This is a genomic window from Halalkalibacter sp. HAAS-P014 (assembly GCF_056619965.1).
Genome location: NZ_JBWQTV010000006.1, coordinates 42,962 through 59,451, shown reverse-complemented (window position 1 = coordinate 59,451; position 16,490 = coordinate 42,962). Strand labels below are relative to the sequence as shown.

The window sequence follows — 16,490 nt, the reverse complement described above, 5'->3', positions numbered from 1 at the left end:
ACAATATGTATCGTGCAATTTTAGTTTTATTTTTTGTCATGATTGGATTAACATTGTTTATTATGAGTGAGATTCGTGATTCCGCTCTAGTTCTATTATAGGTAAGGACCTAAACTGTTGGAAACAAAGGGATTAGGCTATTAAATAGGTCAAACATCTAGTACGTTAAATGCTCTATTTACATAGGTTAATATTGACTCAAATAAAAAAGGAGGAGTTAATCTATGTTTTGTAGACCTAGACCACATGTTTGTAAGCTTCCAACAACTACGCAGGTGATGCCTGCACAGGTAGCACCAACACAACAGAATATTGTTGATAAGACGTGTGAATATATCGTGCCACACGTATATCCTTCACACACACACTACAATACAAATCATGTGTATAACCATGTTGCGAGCTTCCCTCATACAACGTCTCAAAGTCAGCAAGTATTCCATCAACAGCATGTTGCACCAACTCCAAGACCAGGATTTGGACCAAGACCAGGATTTGGACCAGGAGCAGGATTCGGGCCAGGAGCAGGATTTGGACCACGCAGACCTTTTTAATAGTTTGAAAGAGAGCGAACTGTCTTCAGTTCGCTCTCTTTTTAAAAGAAAGTGGTGAAGAAAGTGAAAACGATAGCTGTTACAGGCTATAAAAGTCATGAGCTAGGAATTTTTGACCAGAAACACAAAGGAATTTATTACATAAAGAAAGCTATTGAACAACGATTGCGTATACTGATTGAAGAAGGGCTAGAATGGGTAATTATTTCAGGACAATTAGGTGTGGAGTTATGGGCTGCTGAAGTAGTTCAGTCGTTAAAAGACGAATATCCTAAAATACAGTTAGCAGTTTTAACGCCCTTTCTTAAGCAAGAAGATCGCTGGCAAGAGGCCACGAAAATATATTATGAGGAAATACTAAAGCAAGCCGATTTTGTCGATAGTATAACGAAAAGACCGTATGATAGCCCAGCACAACTAAGGCAAAAGAATGAATTTATCATTGCAAAAGCAGATGGACTGTTATTGCTTTATGATGAAGAGAATCCCGGTTCTCCCAATTATTACTTAGAAATTGCAAAGAAACGTCATATGAAAGAGTATTTTCCAATCCTTTATATAACGCCTACCGACTTAGATATGTTAGTCCAGGAAGAGCAATTTGAGCAAGAAGCTATAGAATTCGATTCATAAATTCAAATTGACAAGAAGCCGATCTTTTGGAAGAATAGAGAGAAGGCTGTTCATACATGTGGGTAGAGGTGATGGAAATGAACCAACAACAAAGTATTCGCTTTACTGCGAAAGAAATTCTTGAAAAAGATTTTAAAACAAGTATGAGGGGTTATAATCCTGACGAGGTTGATAAATTTTTGGATCTTATTATACAAGATTACGAGCTTTTCCAACGTAATATGGAACTTCTTGAACAAGAAAACGCTCAGCTTAAACGTGAAGTGAAGAAATTATCTGAGAGATCTCAGCGTCAAGCGCCAACACAGACCGTTGGTAGTACGAATTATGATATTTTACAACGTTTGTCTAATTTAGAGAAGAAGGTATTTGGAAGTAAATTGTACGAATAGGGGATATTCATGGTCGAAGTATATATTGACGGCGCAAGTGCTGGAAACCCTGGTCCTTCTGGAGCGGGGGTATTTATTAACTACAAGAATGGGATTGTTGAAAATTATTCGGTTCCACTTGGTCAGATGTCTAACCATGAGGCTGAATACGAAGCTTTAATTATTGCTCTTGATATATGCTTAGATCAGGATATAAAGTCTGTATCTTTTCGAACGGATTCGAAATTAATTGACGATGCTATCGAGAAACGTTATGTCAAAAATAAACAGTTTCAAGAGTACTTAGAAAAAGCATTCATACGAATAGAGCAATTTGAGTTGTTTTTTATGAAATGGATTCCTAGTAATCAAAATAAACAAGCTGATTTATTAGCGAGACAGGCAATTCAGAAGAATAGCAAATAATTCCTGTTGAAACATATCCGGTTTACATGTATAATTATTTTTGTCGCTTAAGACAACTTTAAACATTCAGGTAATCGCTGCACGCTTGTCGTGTAGAGGAAAGTCCATGCTCGCACGGACTGAGACGTCCGTAGTGATCGTGCCTAGCCAATAAATAAGCTAGGGTAGTCTGGTTATGACTGGACTAACGGCAAGGTAAGCACCTACGTCCTTGGATATGGTGTGATGCCTTTGAAAGTGCCACAGTGACGAAGTCCATTTGGAAACGAATGGAGTGGAACGAGGTAAACCCCACGAGCGAGAAACCCAAAATTTGGTAGGGGCATCTTCTTAAACGGGAACTGAACTGTTGAGAAGGACAAGGGAATACTCCTTGTAGATAGATGATTGCCACCGGAGTACGAGGTTCATCACCGTTTGTAGTACAAAGGTACAGAACATGGCTTATCGAATGTTTAATGGATGAAAAAATGAATGGTGTCATGGTAAAACTTCACTATGTGGAGTTTTTTTTCGTTGTTTTATTGCCTGGCTCTACTCATTTACGTATTCAAAAACTTAGTTGAATAATTTTTATCGTCTCGTTTCTTGTACCTTGTGTCTATAATACGTATAATGGTAAGACGATGTTTTATATAAGGAGTTATACATAATGGAAAAAGTAACGTTAATTGCAACGGCGACGATGGGTCTTGAGGCACTTGTTGCACGAGAAGTAAAAGATTTAGGATATGAAGATGTTCAAGTTGAAAATGGAAAGGTGACGTTCACTGCTGATGTTTCAGCTATTCCAAGAGCTAACTTATGGTTACGGACTGCTGATCGCGTCAAGTTAAAGGTAGGAGAATTTAAAGCATATACATTCGATGAATTATTTGAAAAAACGAAGGCTTTACCATGGGCCGATCTCATTCCGGTACATGCCGAGTTTCCAGTAATCGGAAAATCAGTTAAATCAAAATTATTTAGTGTTTCAGACTGTCAAGCAATTGTAAAAAAAGCTGTTGTGGAAAGTATGAAAAAACGTTATAAACGTGGGTGGTTTGACGAGAATGGGCCGTTTTACCGGATAGAAGTGGCCTTACATAAAGATGTTGCCACATTAACAATCGATACTAGTGGATCTGGCCTTCATAAACGAGGATATCGCTATTTACATAATGAGGCACCATTAAAGGAAACATTAGCAGCTGCGATGATTATGTTAACAACCTGGAAGCCTGATCGACCTTTTGCAGACCCTTTCACTGGTTCAGGCACGATTCCGATTGAAGCAGCAATGATCGGCCAAAATATTGCGCCGGGTTTCAATCGTGACTTTGTATCAGAAGAATGGCATTGGATTGGGAAGGAACGTTGGAATGCAGCACGACAAGAAGTAGAAGATGTTGCCAATTATGATCAGCCACTTGAAATTTTAGGTGCAGATATTGATCATAGAAGTGTGGAACTTGCTACAAACAATGCGATGGAAGCTGGATTCGGTGATATGCTCACGTTCAAACAAATGCAAGTTAAAGACTTTAGACATCGAGGTGAGTATGGGGTAATCGTCGGTAATCCTCCGTACGGTGAACGATTAGGTGAACGACCAGAAGTCGAACAAATGTATAAAGACATGGGGAAGGCCTTTCAATTATTAGATACATGGTCAATCTATATGCTTACATCCCATGAAGGTTTCGAAGAGTTGTATGGCAAAAAAGCAACGAAAAAACGAAAGCTTTACAATGGTAATTTAAAAGTAGATTATTATCAATTCTTTGGTCCACGACCTCCAAGAAAAGAAAAGTAACGTTTATAAAAAGGCTGTCTTTACATGATGTGGATTTTCTTTGTTGTTAAGAAGATGCATAGAATTGTTAAAGACGCCTTTTTGCGTTTTAGCAGGTAGCCTATTTTGTCATTTCTTATTGATACAAGTTCCAAATAAAGGACAAAATAATAGCCTATAGATAAGAGCACTGTAAAGTAAAATCTATAGGAGGATGAACAAGATGAGCATGCCAAAAATACCGAAGGGGAAACATAGACCGAATGAAAAGGAAGTCGTTGTTGATTTGTTAGAATCGATTGCCCTAGAGGAAATGGCTTTATCGCATGTGATGAATGCCGAGGCTGAAAAGATACAAGCTTTTGTTGGTGATAAACTAGATTTTCCGACATGTCCTACAAATAAAGAAATTAACAAGTTTAACTATGGAGTTGTGCAATTGTTAGAAACGGTTGTTATGAAAGAATGGTTACTCTTACGGAAGTTTGAAAATGTCATGCAGTTGGTTGATGATCATGATTTTAGTGGGAAAAAGCACAAAAAAGACAAAGAGAAGGAAAAGCACCATAAACATTGCAAAAAAATGAAAAAAGAAAAGCATTGTTAAATCTAAGAAGGAAATTACAAGGGTGAATGGAGATGAGTGAAAACGATTTACTATTTGATGCATTTGGAGAAATAAATGAGAGTGTAGAGACCCTTATGAAGCAAGTTCTACAACTGTTTCTAAATCAGTCAAAAGGGCCAGATCCTGATGATGTATTTTACTTTCTTTGTCTTACATTAGAGAATGTCACCATGCTTCAAAAGTTACAAGCAAAAAGAGCTCACTGTTACGAATATTTTTTTGGAGCGAAGTTATGTGAAGACTGTATGAACCTAGATGTTTTCAAGGATGAAGAAAGTTGTAATCAATTAAAAGAAACAGTTATGAATAGTGATGTAGATGGCGATAAGAAAGCTCTGCTTTTGTCTTTATTTGAAAATGTAATATATGAAAAAGAAAAGTACCTTAGTCTGAAAAAAGAACCAGATTGTTCGTGTGAGAAAGCGCCAAGGGTAGAGTGGTATTTTGATGAAAATAAAGAAGAGTTTATTTGGTTCTCAAATCAATTTATAGAAGCTTAAAAAAGGGGATGACCAACGCAATGTGGTCATCCCCTTATACCTTTCACCTAACAAGTTACATTATGCGGCCGTAACGATTATTATTTGCCACAGACACCTCATTTCACTTATATGTTACAAAAGAACATTTTGGGAAATCGTGAACTGTGTACAAGCGAACCACCTCTTAGAGAGTTGTTCAAATCGAAAGCATTACCTAAAAGCACCCTATGCGGCCGTAACGATTATTGTCTTTCACAGACACCCCTCATTTCATTTATGCTACAAAGAACACGTTTGAAATTCATGGATCCTGTTCAATGCTATCACCTCATAAAAAGTGATAAAAATCGTTAACATGCTATTTTGGTGAATCCTATGTGGCCGTAACGATTATTGTCTTTCACAGACACCCCTCATTTCATTTATGCTACAAAAGAACACGTTTGAAACTCGTGGACCTGTCCATTGCAACCACCTCATAAAAAGTGATAAAATCGTTAGCTGCGTTGACTATTTAAATCTTATGCGGTCGTAACGATTATTGTCTTTCACAGACACCCCTCATTTCAATATATGCTACAAAGAACACGTTTGAAATTCATGGACTGTGTACAAGCGAACCACCTCTTATGAGTGATAAAAATCGTTAATGCTATTATAACTTGTTGGTGCTGGTTGTGAAAAGCAACTGTATTGCTCTTCGTTTATTATGATAACCGATTTACAAAGAACTATTCGTCAAACAAAAAAAATTTTAGCGAGGCTGATTGTGGATTAATTAGTAAGTATGTTTTTGTAAGAGGTGGACATGCTGAAATTGAAGATTGTCATTAAGTTAGAAGGAGGAGTGAAATTATGACAAATCAGCAGCAAAATCAATCTGGTTTTAATGATATAAAACAAGTTGAAATGTCGGTTTTATCAGCAGAACATATGGTAGGACAAGCAACTAGAACCATGGATGAGGGACAGCTTGAAGCTGCAACAAATGCTTTAAATGATGCCAAAGAACAACTTCATAAAGCAATGGCGCACCAAACGGGTGTTGATCAGGCTTTCTTTGAAATGTCACAAGAGCTTATAGAAAAAGCTGACCACCAACTGAAAGAAGCTAAGGAGTAAGCTGAAATTCCTCCAACTCACATTGCAAAAGGACGTTCGAAGTAAGAACGTCCTTTTTTTCAGCTATTTACTCAGGGTGGTCTAATTGTTCAAATTGTGGGTTTGAAAATTGTAGAAAACCAAGGTCCTCGTTATAATCAATGGTCATCCCATCTAGATACCAAAAGTCATCTTCGTTTATAAAGAAAGTTATTCCATTTTTATTTAATTTGAAAGATGTTGGCTTTGGTTCTTCTTTTGTAACCCCAACAGAAAATCCACCTGATCCGACGCCACCGACACGAACATATAACCTTAATGAATCACCTTTCTTAAGTGGAATTTCATTTTTATATAATTCTATAGCAGAATTTGTAATGGTAAAATTCAATTGTTTCCCTCCTTCACTAGTGAAAACAATATCATAGCAAGCATCTTTTTTCTATCATTTAGCTAAGTAATGGCAGGTAAACTTAGTTTAAATGAGAATTACTTATGAGAAGACATTTTGAAAGGTGGAAGATATATGTCAGAGAAAACCCTGGAAATGGAATTTAGACAATATATTAAGAAGATTGAAGACTACGGACAAGCACTAGCTGTTCTTGCATGGGATTCACGTACAGGAGCCCCGAAAAAGGGCGTAGCACAGCGATCAGAAGTAATTGGTACATTATCATCGGAAGTATTCGCACTCTCGACCTCTGCTGAAATGGGGAATTACCTTCAACAATTACGTCGTGAAGAAGTCTATAATAACCTTTCTGAAGTTACACGTAAATGTGTGGATGAATGCTTTAAAGTCTATGAGCGTAATCGAAAAATCCCTCAGGATGAATACAAGGAATACGTGATGCTACAAGCTCAATCTGAATCACTTTGGGAAGAGGCAAAAGAAAAAGCTGACTTTGAATTATTCCGACCGAATTTAGAAAAATTAGTTGAATTTAAAAAGCGGTTTGTTAAATATTGGGGGTATGAAGGCCATCCATATAATACGTTGCTTGACGATTATGAGCCTGGTGTTTTTGTAGATACAATTGATCAAGTCTTTGGTGAGTTGCGAGATCAATTGGTCCCATTGGTAAAAGGGGTCATGGAATCATCGAATCAACCGAAAACAGATTTTCTTTATAAGAAGTTTCCAAAAGAAAATCAAAAACAGCTAAGTTTAGCAATTTTAAAAGAGATCGGTTATGATTTTGATGCAGGTAGATTAGATGAAACTGTCCATCCTTTTGCTATTGGGATTAATCCACATGATGTAAGGGTCACCACGAAATACAACGAAGACGATTTCCGTGTAGCATTGTTTGGGACTATTCATGAAGGTGGCCATGCATTGTACGAACAAAATATTTTAGAAGAGTTAATCGGCACGCCCCTTGCTGATGGAACTTCAATGGGCATACATGAATCTCAATCACTTTTCTGGGAGAAGTTTGTAGGGAAGCATTATGGTTTTTGGGAGCGTAATTATGATTTATTAAAAAAACATGCTCCGGAGCAGTTTGCAAGTGTGCCACTAGAGGATTTTTATTTTGCGATCAATCAAGCTAAACAGTCATTAATTCGTATTGAAAGTGACGAGTTAACCTACTGTTTACACATAATTTTACGTTATGAACTTGAAAAAGCGTTAATGGAAGGGAGAATTGAAGTTTCGGAGCTTCCACAAGCATGGAATGACAAAATGGAGGAATATTTAGGTATTAGGCCGTCTCACGATGGAGAGGGTGTCTTACAAGATGTTCACTGGTCTTTCGGGGCGTTTGGATATTTCCCTTCTTATGCACTCGGGTATATTTATTCAGCTCAATTAAAAGAAGCGATGCTCAAAGACTTGCCACAATTTGATGATTTAGTCAAACAAGGTGATCTAGTACCAATTCGTCAATGGTTAACTGAGAAAGTACATAAATATGGAAAAATGAAGAAGCCGGCTGAGATTATTAAAGATATCACAGGTGGAGGAATTGATTCCAAGCCACTTATTCGTTATCTAGAAGGAAAGTACCGTCGCTTATATAAATTTTAATGAAACCTGTTTAACCTAGGTAGCATTTGGATAAACTTATACTATTAATTTAGTCGGAGTGAAATCAATGCGTATTGTCGAGATACAACCTAGACAAAGTCCATTGGTCAAAGCACTGGACGGTAGTCTAGAAACATACTTTCATGGAGAAGTGCAAATTCTTAGCTATTTACTTGATGGTAAGAAATATGGCTTTGTCTGTCATCAAGATGGAGTCCAAATAAAAAACAATCAAGTAAAGGCATTATATGGCCCCGTGATTGTCTGTGATCAAGAATTAGAAGGATTGTCTGAAGAAGAAGCAAGCCTAGTAGAGCGTTATATGAATGATAACCAATTTGAGTTATCGAATATACAACTGCATTAAAAGGTTTTATGAACTGCATCCCAATTGGGGGTGCAGTGCTTTGTTGTAGGTGAAGAGATATGGAAGCCATATAGTAGTGGAGAAAGGAACTTTTGTGTAACAAAAATGAGGTTGAAGATAAGTATAGCTCCAACCTCATTTTGTTACACAATGCCTTTTTGTGACTGGCCACTCACGAAAATTCTTTCGCATCTTTCATCAACAGTCAATAAAAAGATTTCCTCTTTATTTTCAAAACCATGTTTTCGGATTTGCTGTTCTAACCATTCATGGTCAAGTCCTAGTCGTTCTAATTTCAAGTTATTTACTTTTCCTTCAATAATTAAAATGTTTGGATACCCTCTATCTGGTGGATCTTTATGAAGGTCACTAGGAGTTATGTTATCGTATTTTGCTTTCTTAATAACACTAATTTGACCATTTGGCTCTAATATCGCATAATCAATCTCTGATAACTCACTTGCATGATTTAACCGTAAATCCATCATGAGGGACTCGACTGTAATTTTGGCTTTGCGTAATTCTTCCACTAATATATGTCCCTTTTTAATAATAATAATCGGTTCAGCTTCAACGAATCGTCTAATTCTAGCATTTTTCAGTGCTAAGTATGACAAGGCTAAATGAAGTCCAGCAATAAATGAGGCGGCAGCAAGTGGCCCAGTAAGTGCTATATCTCCACTAGATAATGGCTCTCCAACGACGTCTCCAATAATCACTGCAAAAATAAAGTCAATCGGATGAAACGCGACCATCGATCTTTGACCGAGTATCTTAACAACTAAAAATATATAGGCATAAACGATTATTGCGCGTATGATAAAACCATATACCGGTAAATCCTCAGAACCCATCCAAACTTCCAAATTCATTTCCCCTTACTATTAAAATGATGTTGTTAATCACTTAAACCATTATTACCACCATTTCCTTTTTTTATAATTCTATACTAGGAGCCTTTACATAAAAGTAGGGGAAAATGAATAGAAAAAAGTTAAGCTAAATGATAAAAAAAGTGAGAGGGGAGGTGCTCTCACTTTTGATAAATACCATTTAGTGTTAAGATATATAATCTAATGCTTGTTTTAGATCAGCAATTAAATCATCAACATCTTCAATTCCGACTGAGTACCGTACAAGTCCTTCCGGTATACCAAGGGCTGCTCTTTCTTCAGGTGTATTTTCTATGTGGCTAGTTGTACGAGCAGGTCCTACTGTGGTCTCAACTGCACCTAGATTCGCTGCTTTATTTGCATACTTTAATTTCGGTAAAAACTGTCGTACAGAGTCTAAGTCACCTTTTACTGCGAAACTTAACATCCCCCCAAAGCCTCGCATTTGTTTTTTCGCAATTTCATGATTTGGATGTGTTTCTAATCCAGGGTAAAAGACGCTTTCAACTTTTTCATGTTGTTGCAAAAACCGTGCAATTTTATCGGCGCTTTCGCATTGTTGTTTAATACGTATCTGAAGCGTTTTCATACCCCTTAATAATAGATAAGCGGCCATAGGATCAAGACTTGCGCCATTAATTTCACGGTAATGATAGATGCTTTCTACTAAAGATTTGTTATTACTACATACTACCCCACCAAGTGCATCGGCATGACCACCGAGGAATTTAGTTGCACTGTGAATGACAAGGTCTACATTAAAATCAAGTGGATTTTGAAGGATAGGGGTAGCGAACGTGTTATCAACAAAGACGAGGGCACCAGCTTCATGTGCAACTTTTACCATTCTCTCAATATCCGTTATTTTTACTGTTGGATTCGTAGGGGTTTCTAAATATAAAATCTTACAGCCTTTTTTTACTTCCTCTTCAAGGGCTTCATGGTTTCCAGTTTCACAAAGGGTTACATCAATATTTAATTTCGGTAAAAATTCAGAAAAAATTTTATTTGTCCCACCATACGTATCCCTAATGGAGACAATACGATCACCAGGAACAAGGACCGTTAATAAGGCATTACTAATCGCAGCCATTCCTGTTGAAAAGCTAGTAACTGCCGCTGCACTTTCTAGATCTTTCACTTTATCTTCAAACGCTTGGACAGTAGGGTTTGTGTTTCGCCCATATATATGACCTGGTGCTTTACCGGTAGCTACTTGAAACCAGTGATCAATATCGTTATAACCAAATGCTACACTATGAACTACTGGGACCTGAGTCGCGCCATGTACGAGGTAGTCTTTTTCACCAGCCCATACCGAACGAGTACCTAAGTTTGCAACATTCTCTTTTCTTTTCATTCAGATCACTCCTTTATAATGCTAAAAGTAATGCCCTCACATCTATAGTACTTTATTAAAGAGATTCTTCCATCCGTAAAAGTATATGATAATTTGATTACGATACTAGACAGTTTAAAAGGGATAAGAGGTAGGGGGGAAGTAGTGATTCTAATATACGAGTTGTAAGATAATATAAAAAAGGACGAGTAATGGAGGTGAATAATAAAAAAGGAGTGATTCATCAATTGCTGAATGCAGTTGATGAATCACTCCTTTTATTGATCTAACTAATTATAGTACTCCTTGTGCAATCATAGCATCAGCAACTTTTTTAAAGCCTGCAATATTTGCTCCAACAACTAAGTTACCTGGAACTTCGTATTGTTCAGAAGCAGTTACACTGCTTTTATAAATATCAGTCATAATTTCTTGTAATTTTGAATCGACTTCTTCAAATGTCCAAGAGAGCCTCATGCTGTTTTGAGCCATTTCCAATGCAGAAACTGCTACACCACCAGCATTTACAGCTTTTGCTGGACCGAAAAGTACATTATTGTTATGGAAAACGTCAATGCCTTCTAACGTTGTTGGCATGTTCGCACCTTCACCAACAGCAATGACACCATTTTTAACTAAAGTATTGGCAGAAACTTCATCTATTTCATTTTGTGTCGCACAAGGAAGAGCGATATCACATGCGATTGTCCAAATTCCAGAACAGCCTTCAACATACTTGGCATCTGGATGTTGATTTACATATTCACTAATTCTTTTGCTTTCTACTTCTTTTAATTGTTTAACCGTATCAAGGTTAATACCGTTAGGATCATAGATATATCCACCTGAATCACTACATGCTACTACTTTGGCACCAAGCTGTTGTGCTTTTTCTATTGCATAAATAGAAACATTGCCCGAACCTGATACGACAACTGTTTTTCCATTAAAGCTAAGATCGTTGTCTTTTAGCATTTCTTCTACAAAGTATACCGTTCCAAATCCCGTTGCTTCTTTTCTTCCAATGCTTCCACCATATGATAAACCTTTACCTGTTAACACGCCCGCTTCATATGCACCACGGATTTTTTTATATTGTCCAAACATATAGCCAATTTCTCTAGCTCCAACACCAATATCACCAGCAGGCACATCGGTATCTGGCCCGATGTATTTACAAAGCTCACTCATGAAGCTTTGAGTAAAACGCATAATTTCACCGTCTGACTTCCCTTTTGGATCAAAGTCTGAACCACCTTTACCACCACCAATTGGTTGGTTTGTTAAAGAGTTCTTGAAAATTTGTTCAAAACCAAGAAATTTAACAATACTGGCGTTAACCGAAGGATGAAAACGAAGCCCACCTTTATAAGGTCCAATTGCACTGTTAAACTGAACACGGAATCCGCGATTCACTTTAACAGCGCCTTGATCATCTACCCAAGGTACTCTGAAGCTTATAACTCTCTCTGGCTCAACAATTCTTTCTAGAATATTGTGCTTAATATAAATTGGATCTTTAGCAAGAACAGGCACTAAAGAATCAAAAACTTCTTTTACAGCCTGATGGAATTCTGTTTCATTCGGATTGCGTTTTAATACCAATTCGTAGGTTTTATCCACATATTCTTTCGCCAATTGAACTTCTGGCTGGTTGATTTTCTCTAATGTAAGCATGTTTTAATTCCCCCAAAGTTAGAAATAAGAAAATAAAGACCTGAAACTACATATTTGTTAATCTTGGTGTTATGGTGTATTTTATTATTAATAAACGATCTAAACAATATTAAAAATAGATAATATTCATGCCGCAATGAGATGAAAGGTGTAGATGGAATGTTATGGAATTAAGACAAATTAAATATTTCATGGAAGTGGCTAAACGAGAGCATGTTACAGAAGCGGCAGAAGCATTACATGTAGCCCAATCAGCTGTTAGTCGGCAAATCTACAATTTAGAAGAAGAGCTCGGAGTTGACCTTTTCATTAGAGAAGGCAGAAGGGTAAGACTAACGCCGATTGGAAGAATGTTTCTTGAACGAATGCAACAAGCAACAAATATCATTGAAAATGCCCGACTTGAAGTAAGGGAACACCTTGATCCAGAGCAGGGGACAATACGAATAGCTTTTCCAATTAGTATGGCTGCTTATACGTTACCAACTGCAATTGTCGCGTTTCGAAAGCTTTATCCCGATGCTAAATTTCAGCTTAAACAAGCATCTTATTATGATTTAATTGAAGGTGTTGTTAAGGGAGATTTTAATATGGCATTAATTGGGCCAGTTCCATTCAAGGAAAAAAAAGTAAAAAGCGAGATATTGTTTACAGAAAATGTGGTTGCACTTTTGCCGTTCAATCATTCGCTTGCAGATCGGAAAACATTAACCTTAAATGAATTAAAAGACGAACCCTTTATTTTACTTCCAAAAGGGTATGTTCTTAGGGATCTAATAGTTAATGCTTGTTCTGAATTTGGATTTCATCCCGTCGTTTCGTTTGAGGGAGATGATATAGATGCATTAAAAGGGTTAGTATCAGCAGGCCTTGGCATCACTTTAATTCCTGAAGTGACCCTCGTTGATACTGTACCACATGCTACTGTAAAGATACCTATTGTTGAACCTAATGTTCAACGTACCGTAGGTTTAATTATACCGAAAGAACGTCAACTATTACCTACAGAAAAATTATTTTATAAGTTTCTAAATGAATTCTTCAATAAATTAGAAGGGTTTCAAAGGTAAGAAATATAGGAAAAGCCTTCACATTTAGATGTCGTGAATGTGAAGGTTGTTGTCATTATTTTCTTTCGCTAAGGGGATATGAAGTACAACGGTTGTTCCTTGATTTAGCTGACTTTCAATCGTAATTTCCCCACCATATGATTGTACAATGCGCTTACATACAACTAAGCCTAACCCTGTACCATGTTCTTTCAATGTGAAAAATGGATTAAATATTTGATTTAATACTCCTTTTGGCATACCACTGCCATTATCAGACACTGTTATGATACAATTCTGCTTGTGTTTTTTGAGGGAAATCGTAACTTCTCCATTTCGGTCAATTGCTTCTAAAGAGTTCTTGAGTAAATTAAGGATGACTTGTTTTAGATGATCTCCTACACACGAAATTGGAAGTTCTTCTTCTGAATATATGATTGTAAGATCTACACTATTGTAATTTGCTTCAGACCTTAAAATGGGTTCTATTTCTTTTATAATTCCATTTGCATTGTAAACTCTTAATGTGTGCGCTGTTGGTTTTCCTAATAGGAGTAATTCGCTAACAATTGTATTAATCCTATTCACTTCATCTTGAATAATTTCAAAGTATAACTGGTCCTTACGATCAGAATACTTTTCACTAAGTAACTGAATGAGCCCCTTAATCCCAGTTAAAGGGTTTCGAATTTCATGAGCTGTACTTGCTGCAAGATTTTCAACTAATTGTAATTTTTGCATATTATTTTGCGCTTGTTCAAATTTGACACGTCTTTTTAGTAAGATGAGTTGCAACAGTAAATAAATGATATGAGTTACAATAAGGAATAATCCCAAATGTGTAATGAATTCTCGCTGATAAAGGTTGTTGTCCTCAGGAGCCACATACGTCTTAATAGACCAAGGTACTATGTTTGATTCCATTGTAAAACTAAAGGTTTTATCAGAAGGAGGAGGTGCGGATTCAAAAAGAATTTGGCTCGATTCCTCTATGACAGAGATCGTTTCATCTTTCATATTCCTTTTTACCATTTCCTCTATTTTGTCAATCCGTAAACTCCCAAGCAACACCCCGTTAATGAGGTCATCTTGAAATACTGGAACAGCGATTGTAATAATAAAACGATCTGTGACTCTACCAAAGTGCGCAGGTGAAATTGTATAGTTCCTGGTTTTGAGTGCTTGTTGAAAATACTCTCTATCAGAAATATTTATTGGATTTGATAAGTCATTATTTCCTATAAGTAGATCACCTTCTGGATTTGCCCAATAAAAGCCTGAAAAACGCACATCAGTTTTAATCGTTCTCTCGAAAATTTCTTGAACAACCGATAGGTCATTTTGGTTAATATCGACTAACGTAGCCAACATATCTAGCCGACTTATGGTCTCGCCAATAAATTTATCAATATCATTCATATGTAGAGTCGCGCTACTTTGAGCGCTAATCATATATTGAACATCCTTCTCCTGAACTTTTTGAACAGCGATTATATGGCTTACAAAGATAGCAGGAATCATCGCAATCAAAAAATAGATAAAGATTTTCTTTTTCGATTTGGTGAATCGCCTTAACAAATTTATAAGCCCCCCATTTTAATGACTATTTTCTTGTATCTTACCATTAAACTACATTTGAAGGTAGATACTATTATAAGATAATGGTAAGGGAATTGAGAGTAGTCATTTGAATCCATTATGAGGTGCTAACTTTTGTTGATGTTACATGTAGAGGCATAGAGGTTGTATCAGTTAAATCTACCAATATCAATTATTGGAGGAAGAAATGAACTTAAACAACCTCGTTGGCGTAAACCACTTGCTAGAAATTTTATTTGAGGGTCGTTGAGGAAGAGTTGGAATGATTCTTAGAAGTATTCTTATCTTTGTGCCGAAATCTAGATCGTTTGTACTGTTTATAATGATTTTTGATTTCTTTAGAAGAGAGTTCATTTTCTTGTAACTCAATACGCTCGATAAACTTTATAAACAGCGAAGCTGTGTTAATAGCATCATCGATCCCTCTATGTGCTTTCCCTGTTGGCTCAATTCCGGCAATTCTTAGCGCGTTTTTTAATCCTAATTGATTGTTAGTATTATCCGATAGCAAACGACCAATTGGTTTCTGGATATCATTATAATTTTTTAACCAAGATAGGTCGAGTTTATTTTGTACGGATTGATTAATAAAGTGAGCTCGATCGTCTTTTCCCCATGAGCATAAAAAATAATTATCCCCAATCCAATCAGTAAAACGCTCTATAGCACTTGTGAAAGTGACCATATTTTTTAAATCTTCTTCTTTCATTTTAATAAATTTCCGCGTACTTTTTGAAATGTATCCTCGTTTAGGAACTAGATATTGCTGAAAGTGGTCAATTATTTCTTTTTTCTGCAAATCAATTTTACAAGCGCCAATCTCAACAATTTCACTTGGTTGCCCTTTTTTAAACCGTTTAATAAGTTCTAGATCAAAAACAATGGCATTCACATCACATCATCCCTTCACAAGTCATACTTATACTGTGTATGTCTACCTGTTTATCTATTCAATTAATCCCTAAGAAGATTCTACCCTATAGACGAGCTGGGTGAAAATATTTGATTAAGAATCTAAAGACGTTTTATACCAAAGAAGTTAATGATTAGATCAATGACGATACATATTTTAGTGCGATAAAGGTTTAGTATGTATCAACAACAAAATCATATGAATCCGATGGCTCAATCGAATGTTAGTAGTCAATTGCAACAAATGTTACATCAAATGCAACAAATGGAGCAGCAGCATGCTGCCAAGTTAAAGCAAGTGACAAGCCAACTTCAACAGATTGCTCAACATGAAAGTATGGCTGGTCAACAAATACAACAAGTCTTACAAATGTGCAATCATATAATTCAAGAAAATCAACGCTTATCGCAGGCTCAGATCCAACCGATGAATCAAGGCCATAGTCCGATAAACCACATTCAACATAACCCGAATCAATTCCAGCAATAGATTTAGTAGTATCGTTTTACTGACGATAGTATCGGGAAATGTCTGATAACCCCTAAACAATGTGCGAAGTTGCTACACATATTAAACGCCTTGAGAGGGATTGACAACTCCTCTCAAGGCGCGTAGTGAACAAAGCCTTCCAAATCTCTGTTCAGGG

General features: G+C 36.6%; 18 protein-coding genes and 1 other RNA gene. 13 read left to right on the top strand and 6 right to left on the bottom strand.

Features of this window, described 5'->3' with window-relative positions:
* The first annotated feature begins 224 nt into the window (after positions 1–224).
* The 9 genes from AC1FXZ_RS05090 to AC1FXZ_RS05050 all read left to right on the top strand — a co-directional run bounded on the left by AC1FXZ_RS05090 (position 225) and on the right by AC1FXZ_RS05050 (position 5,990).
* On the top strand, positions 225–554 hold the full coding sequence (locus AC1FXZ_RS05090) for a CotD family spore coat protein (RefSeq protein WP_480051623.1): 330 nt from the start codon (positions 225–227) through the stop codon (positions 552–554).
* Positions 555–617: 63 nt separating this feature from the next.
* Positions 618–1,187: an SLOG family protein gene (locus tag AC1FXZ_RS05085; RefSeq protein ID WP_480051622.1), complete on the top strand. Its 570-nt coding sequence runs from the start codon at positions 618–620 to the stop codon at positions 1,185–1,187.
* A 77-nt stretch (positions 1,188–1,264) separates the two neighbouring features.
* Positions 1,265–1,579: a cell division regulator GpsB gene (gene gpsB, locus AC1FXZ_RS05080; RefSeq protein WP_480051621.1), complete on the top strand. Its 315-nt coding sequence runs from the start codon at positions 1,265–1,267 to the stop codon at positions 1,577–1,579.
* Positions 1,580–1,588: 9 nt separating this feature from the next.
* Positions 1,589–1,984 (top strand): reverse transcriptase-like protein, encoded by a 396-nt coding sequence (locus tag AC1FXZ_RS05075; protein ID WP_480051620.1) that lies wholly within the window; start codon positions 1,589–1,591, stop codon positions 1,982–1,984.
* A 62-nt stretch (positions 1,985–2,046) separates the two neighbouring features.
* An RNA gene (gene rnpB, locus AC1FXZ_RS05070) (RNase P RNA component class B) lies at positions 2,047–2,436 on the top strand.
* Between the two features lie 200 nt (positions 2,437–2,636).
* Positions 2,637–3,779 carry a THUMP domain-containing class I SAM-dependent RNA methyltransferase gene (locus AC1FXZ_RS05065; protein WP_480051619.1) on the top strand — a complete coding sequence of 381 codons (1,143 nt, stop codon included), beginning with the start codon at positions 2,637–2,639 and terminating at the stop codon, positions 3,777–3,779.
* A gap of 202 nt (positions 3,780–3,981) precedes the next feature.
* Positions 3,982–4,365 carry an alpha-helical endospore appendage domain-containing protein gene (locus tag AC1FXZ_RS05060; protein WP_480051618.1) on the top strand — a complete coding sequence of 128 codons (384 nt, stop codon included), beginning with the start codon at positions 3,982–3,984 and terminating at the stop codon, positions 4,363–4,365.
* 32 nt (positions 4,366–4,397) lie between these two features.
* Entirely contained in the window at positions 4,398–4,886 is a 489-nt protein-coding gene (locus AC1FXZ_RS05055; RefSeq protein ID WP_480051617.1) for a hypothetical protein, read from the top strand.
* A gap of 837 nt (positions 4,887–5,723) precedes the next feature.
* Positions 5,724–5,990, top strand: coding sequence for a DUF2564 family protein (locus tag AC1FXZ_RS05050; RefSeq protein WP_480051616.1), 267 nt, complete (start codon positions 5,724–5,726; stop codon positions 5,988–5,990).
* A gap of 67 nt (positions 5,991–6,057) precedes the next feature.
* Here AC1FXZ_RS05050 and AC1FXZ_RS05045 read toward each other — a convergent pair whose 3' ends face one another.
* Positions 6,058–6,360 (bottom strand): iron-sulfur cluster biosynthesis family protein, encoded by a 303-nt coding sequence (locus AC1FXZ_RS05045; RefSeq protein ID WP_480051615.1) that lies wholly within the window; start codon positions 6,358–6,360, stop codon positions 6,058–6,060.
* Positions 6,361–6,495: 135 nt separating this feature from the next.
* On the opposite strand from AC1FXZ_RS05045, the gene AC1FXZ_RS05040 reads away from it, so the two are divergent.
* Together AC1FXZ_RS05040 and AC1FXZ_RS05035 are read left to right on the top strand one after the other, a co-directional pair.
* On the top strand, positions 6,496–8,007 hold the full coding sequence (locus AC1FXZ_RS05040; RefSeq protein ID WP_480051614.1) for a carboxypeptidase M32: 1,512 nt from the start codon (positions 6,496–6,498) through the stop codon (positions 8,005–8,007).
* Between the two features lie 67 nt (positions 8,008–8,074).
* Positions 8,075–8,374 carry a hypothetical protein gene (locus AC1FXZ_RS05035; RefSeq protein WP_480051613.1) on the top strand — a complete coding sequence of 100 codons (300 nt, stop codon included), beginning with the start codon at positions 8,075–8,077 and terminating at the stop codon, positions 8,372–8,374.
* 143 nt (positions 8,375–8,517) lie between these two features.
* Here AC1FXZ_RS05035 and AC1FXZ_RS05030 read toward each other — a convergent pair whose 3' ends face one another.
* From AC1FXZ_RS05030 to gdhA, 3 genes are all read right to left on the bottom strand, one after another.
* Entirely contained in the window at positions 8,518–9,240 is a 723-nt protein-coding gene (locus AC1FXZ_RS05030) for a DUF421 domain-containing protein (RefSeq protein WP_480051612.1), read from the bottom strand.
* A 193-nt stretch (positions 9,241–9,433) separates the two neighbouring features.
* Positions 9,434–10,627 (bottom strand): cystathionine gamma-synthase family protein, encoded by a 1,194-nt coding sequence (locus AC1FXZ_RS05025; protein ID WP_480051611.1) that lies wholly within the window; start codon positions 10,625–10,627, stop codon positions 9,434–9,436.
* 273 nt (positions 10,628–10,900) lie between these two features.
* Positions 10,901–12,283 carry an NADP-specific glutamate dehydrogenase gene (gdhA, locus tag AC1FXZ_RS05020; RefSeq protein ID WP_480051610.1) on the bottom strand — a complete coding sequence of 461 codons (1,383 nt, stop codon included), beginning with the start codon at positions 12,281–12,283 and terminating at the stop codon, positions 10,901–10,903.
* Positions 12,284–12,447: 164 nt separating this feature from the next.
* Between gdhA and gltC the strand changes: the two genes are divergently transcribed.
* On the top strand, positions 12,448–13,353 hold the full coding sequence (gene gltC, locus AC1FXZ_RS05015; protein ID WP_480051609.1) for a glutamate biosynthesis transcriptional regulator GltC: 906 nt from the start codon (positions 12,448–12,450) through the stop codon (positions 13,351–13,353).
* Between the two features lie 24 nt (positions 13,354–13,377).
* Here the strand turns inward: gltC and AC1FXZ_RS05010 are convergent, their stop codons facing one another.
* Together AC1FXZ_RS05010 and AC1FXZ_RS05005 are read right to left on the bottom strand one after the other, a co-directional pair.
* A complete protein-coding gene (locus AC1FXZ_RS05010; RefSeq protein ID WP_480051608.1) occupies positions 13,378–14,910 on the bottom strand; it encodes an ATP-binding protein in 1,533 nt (510 codons plus the stop codon).
* A gap of 253 nt (positions 14,911–15,163) precedes the next feature.
* Positions 15,164–15,823, bottom strand: a complete 660-nt coding sequence (locus tag AC1FXZ_RS05005) for a 3'-5' exonuclease (protein ID WP_480051607.1) — start codon at positions 15,821–15,823, stop codon at positions 15,164–15,166.
* 198 nt (positions 15,824–16,021) lie between these two features.
* Between AC1FXZ_RS05005 and AC1FXZ_RS05000 the strand changes: the two genes are divergently transcribed.
* Entirely contained in the window at positions 16,022–16,333 is a 312-nt protein-coding gene (locus tag AC1FXZ_RS05000) for a hypothetical protein (RefSeq protein ID WP_480051606.1), read from the top strand.
* Positions 16,334–16,490 lie beyond the last annotated feature (157 nt).

What these genes read in the sequence shown, in the direction of transcription:
- AC1FXZ_RS05000 (WP_480051606.1), top strand. Translation starts at nt 16,022, where the DNA reads ATGTATCAACAACAAAATCATATGAATCCGATGGCTCAATCGAATGTT.
- AC1FXZ_RS05050 (WP_480051616.1), top strand. Translation starts at nt 5,724, where the DNA reads ATGACAAATCAGCAGCAAAATCAATCTGGTTTTAATGATATAAAACAA.
- gpsB (WP_480051621.1), top strand. Translation starts at nt 1,265, where the DNA reads ATGAACCAACAACAAAGTATTCGCTTTACTGCGAAAGAAATTCTTGAA.
- AC1FXZ_RS05090 (WP_480051623.1), top strand. Translation starts at nt 225, where the DNA reads ATGTTTTGTAGACCTAGACCACATGTTTGTAAGCTTCCAACAACTACG.
- gdhA (WP_480051610.1), bottom strand. Translation starts at nt 12,283, where the DNA reads ATGCTTACATTAGAGAAAATCAACCAGCCAGAAGTTCAATTGGCGAAA.
- AC1FXZ_RS05055 (WP_480051617.1), top strand. Translation starts at nt 4,398, where the DNA reads ATGAGTGAAAACGATTTACTATTTGATGCATTTGGAGAAATAAATGAG.
- AC1FXZ_RS05025 (WP_480051611.1), bottom strand. Translation starts at nt 10,627, where the DNA reads ATGAAAAGAAAAGAGAATGTTGCAAACTTAGGTACTCGTTCGGTATGG.
- AC1FXZ_RS05075 (WP_480051620.1), top strand. Translation starts at nt 1,589, where the DNA reads ATGGTCGAAGTATATATTGACGGCGCAAGTGCTGGAAACCCTGGTCCT.
- AC1FXZ_RS05035 (WP_480051613.1), top strand. Translation starts at nt 8,075, where the DNA reads ATGCGTATTGTCGAGATACAACCTAGACAAAGTCCATTGGTCAAAGCA.
- AC1FXZ_RS05065 (WP_480051619.1), top strand. Translation starts at nt 2,637, where the DNA reads ATGGAAAAAGTAACGTTAATTGCAACGGCGACGATGGGTCTTGAGGCA.
- AC1FXZ_RS05040 (WP_480051614.1), top strand. Translation starts at nt 6,496, where the DNA reads ATGTCAGAGAAAACCCTGGAAATGGAATTTAGACAATATATTAAGAAG.
- AC1FXZ_RS05060 (WP_480051618.1), top strand. Translation starts at nt 3,982, where the DNA reads ATGAGCATGCCAAAAATACCGAAGGGGAAACATAGACCGAATGAAAAG.
- gltC (WP_480051609.1), top strand. Translation starts at nt 12,448, where the DNA reads ATGGAATTAAGACAAATTAAATATTTCATGGAAGTGGCTAAACGAGAG.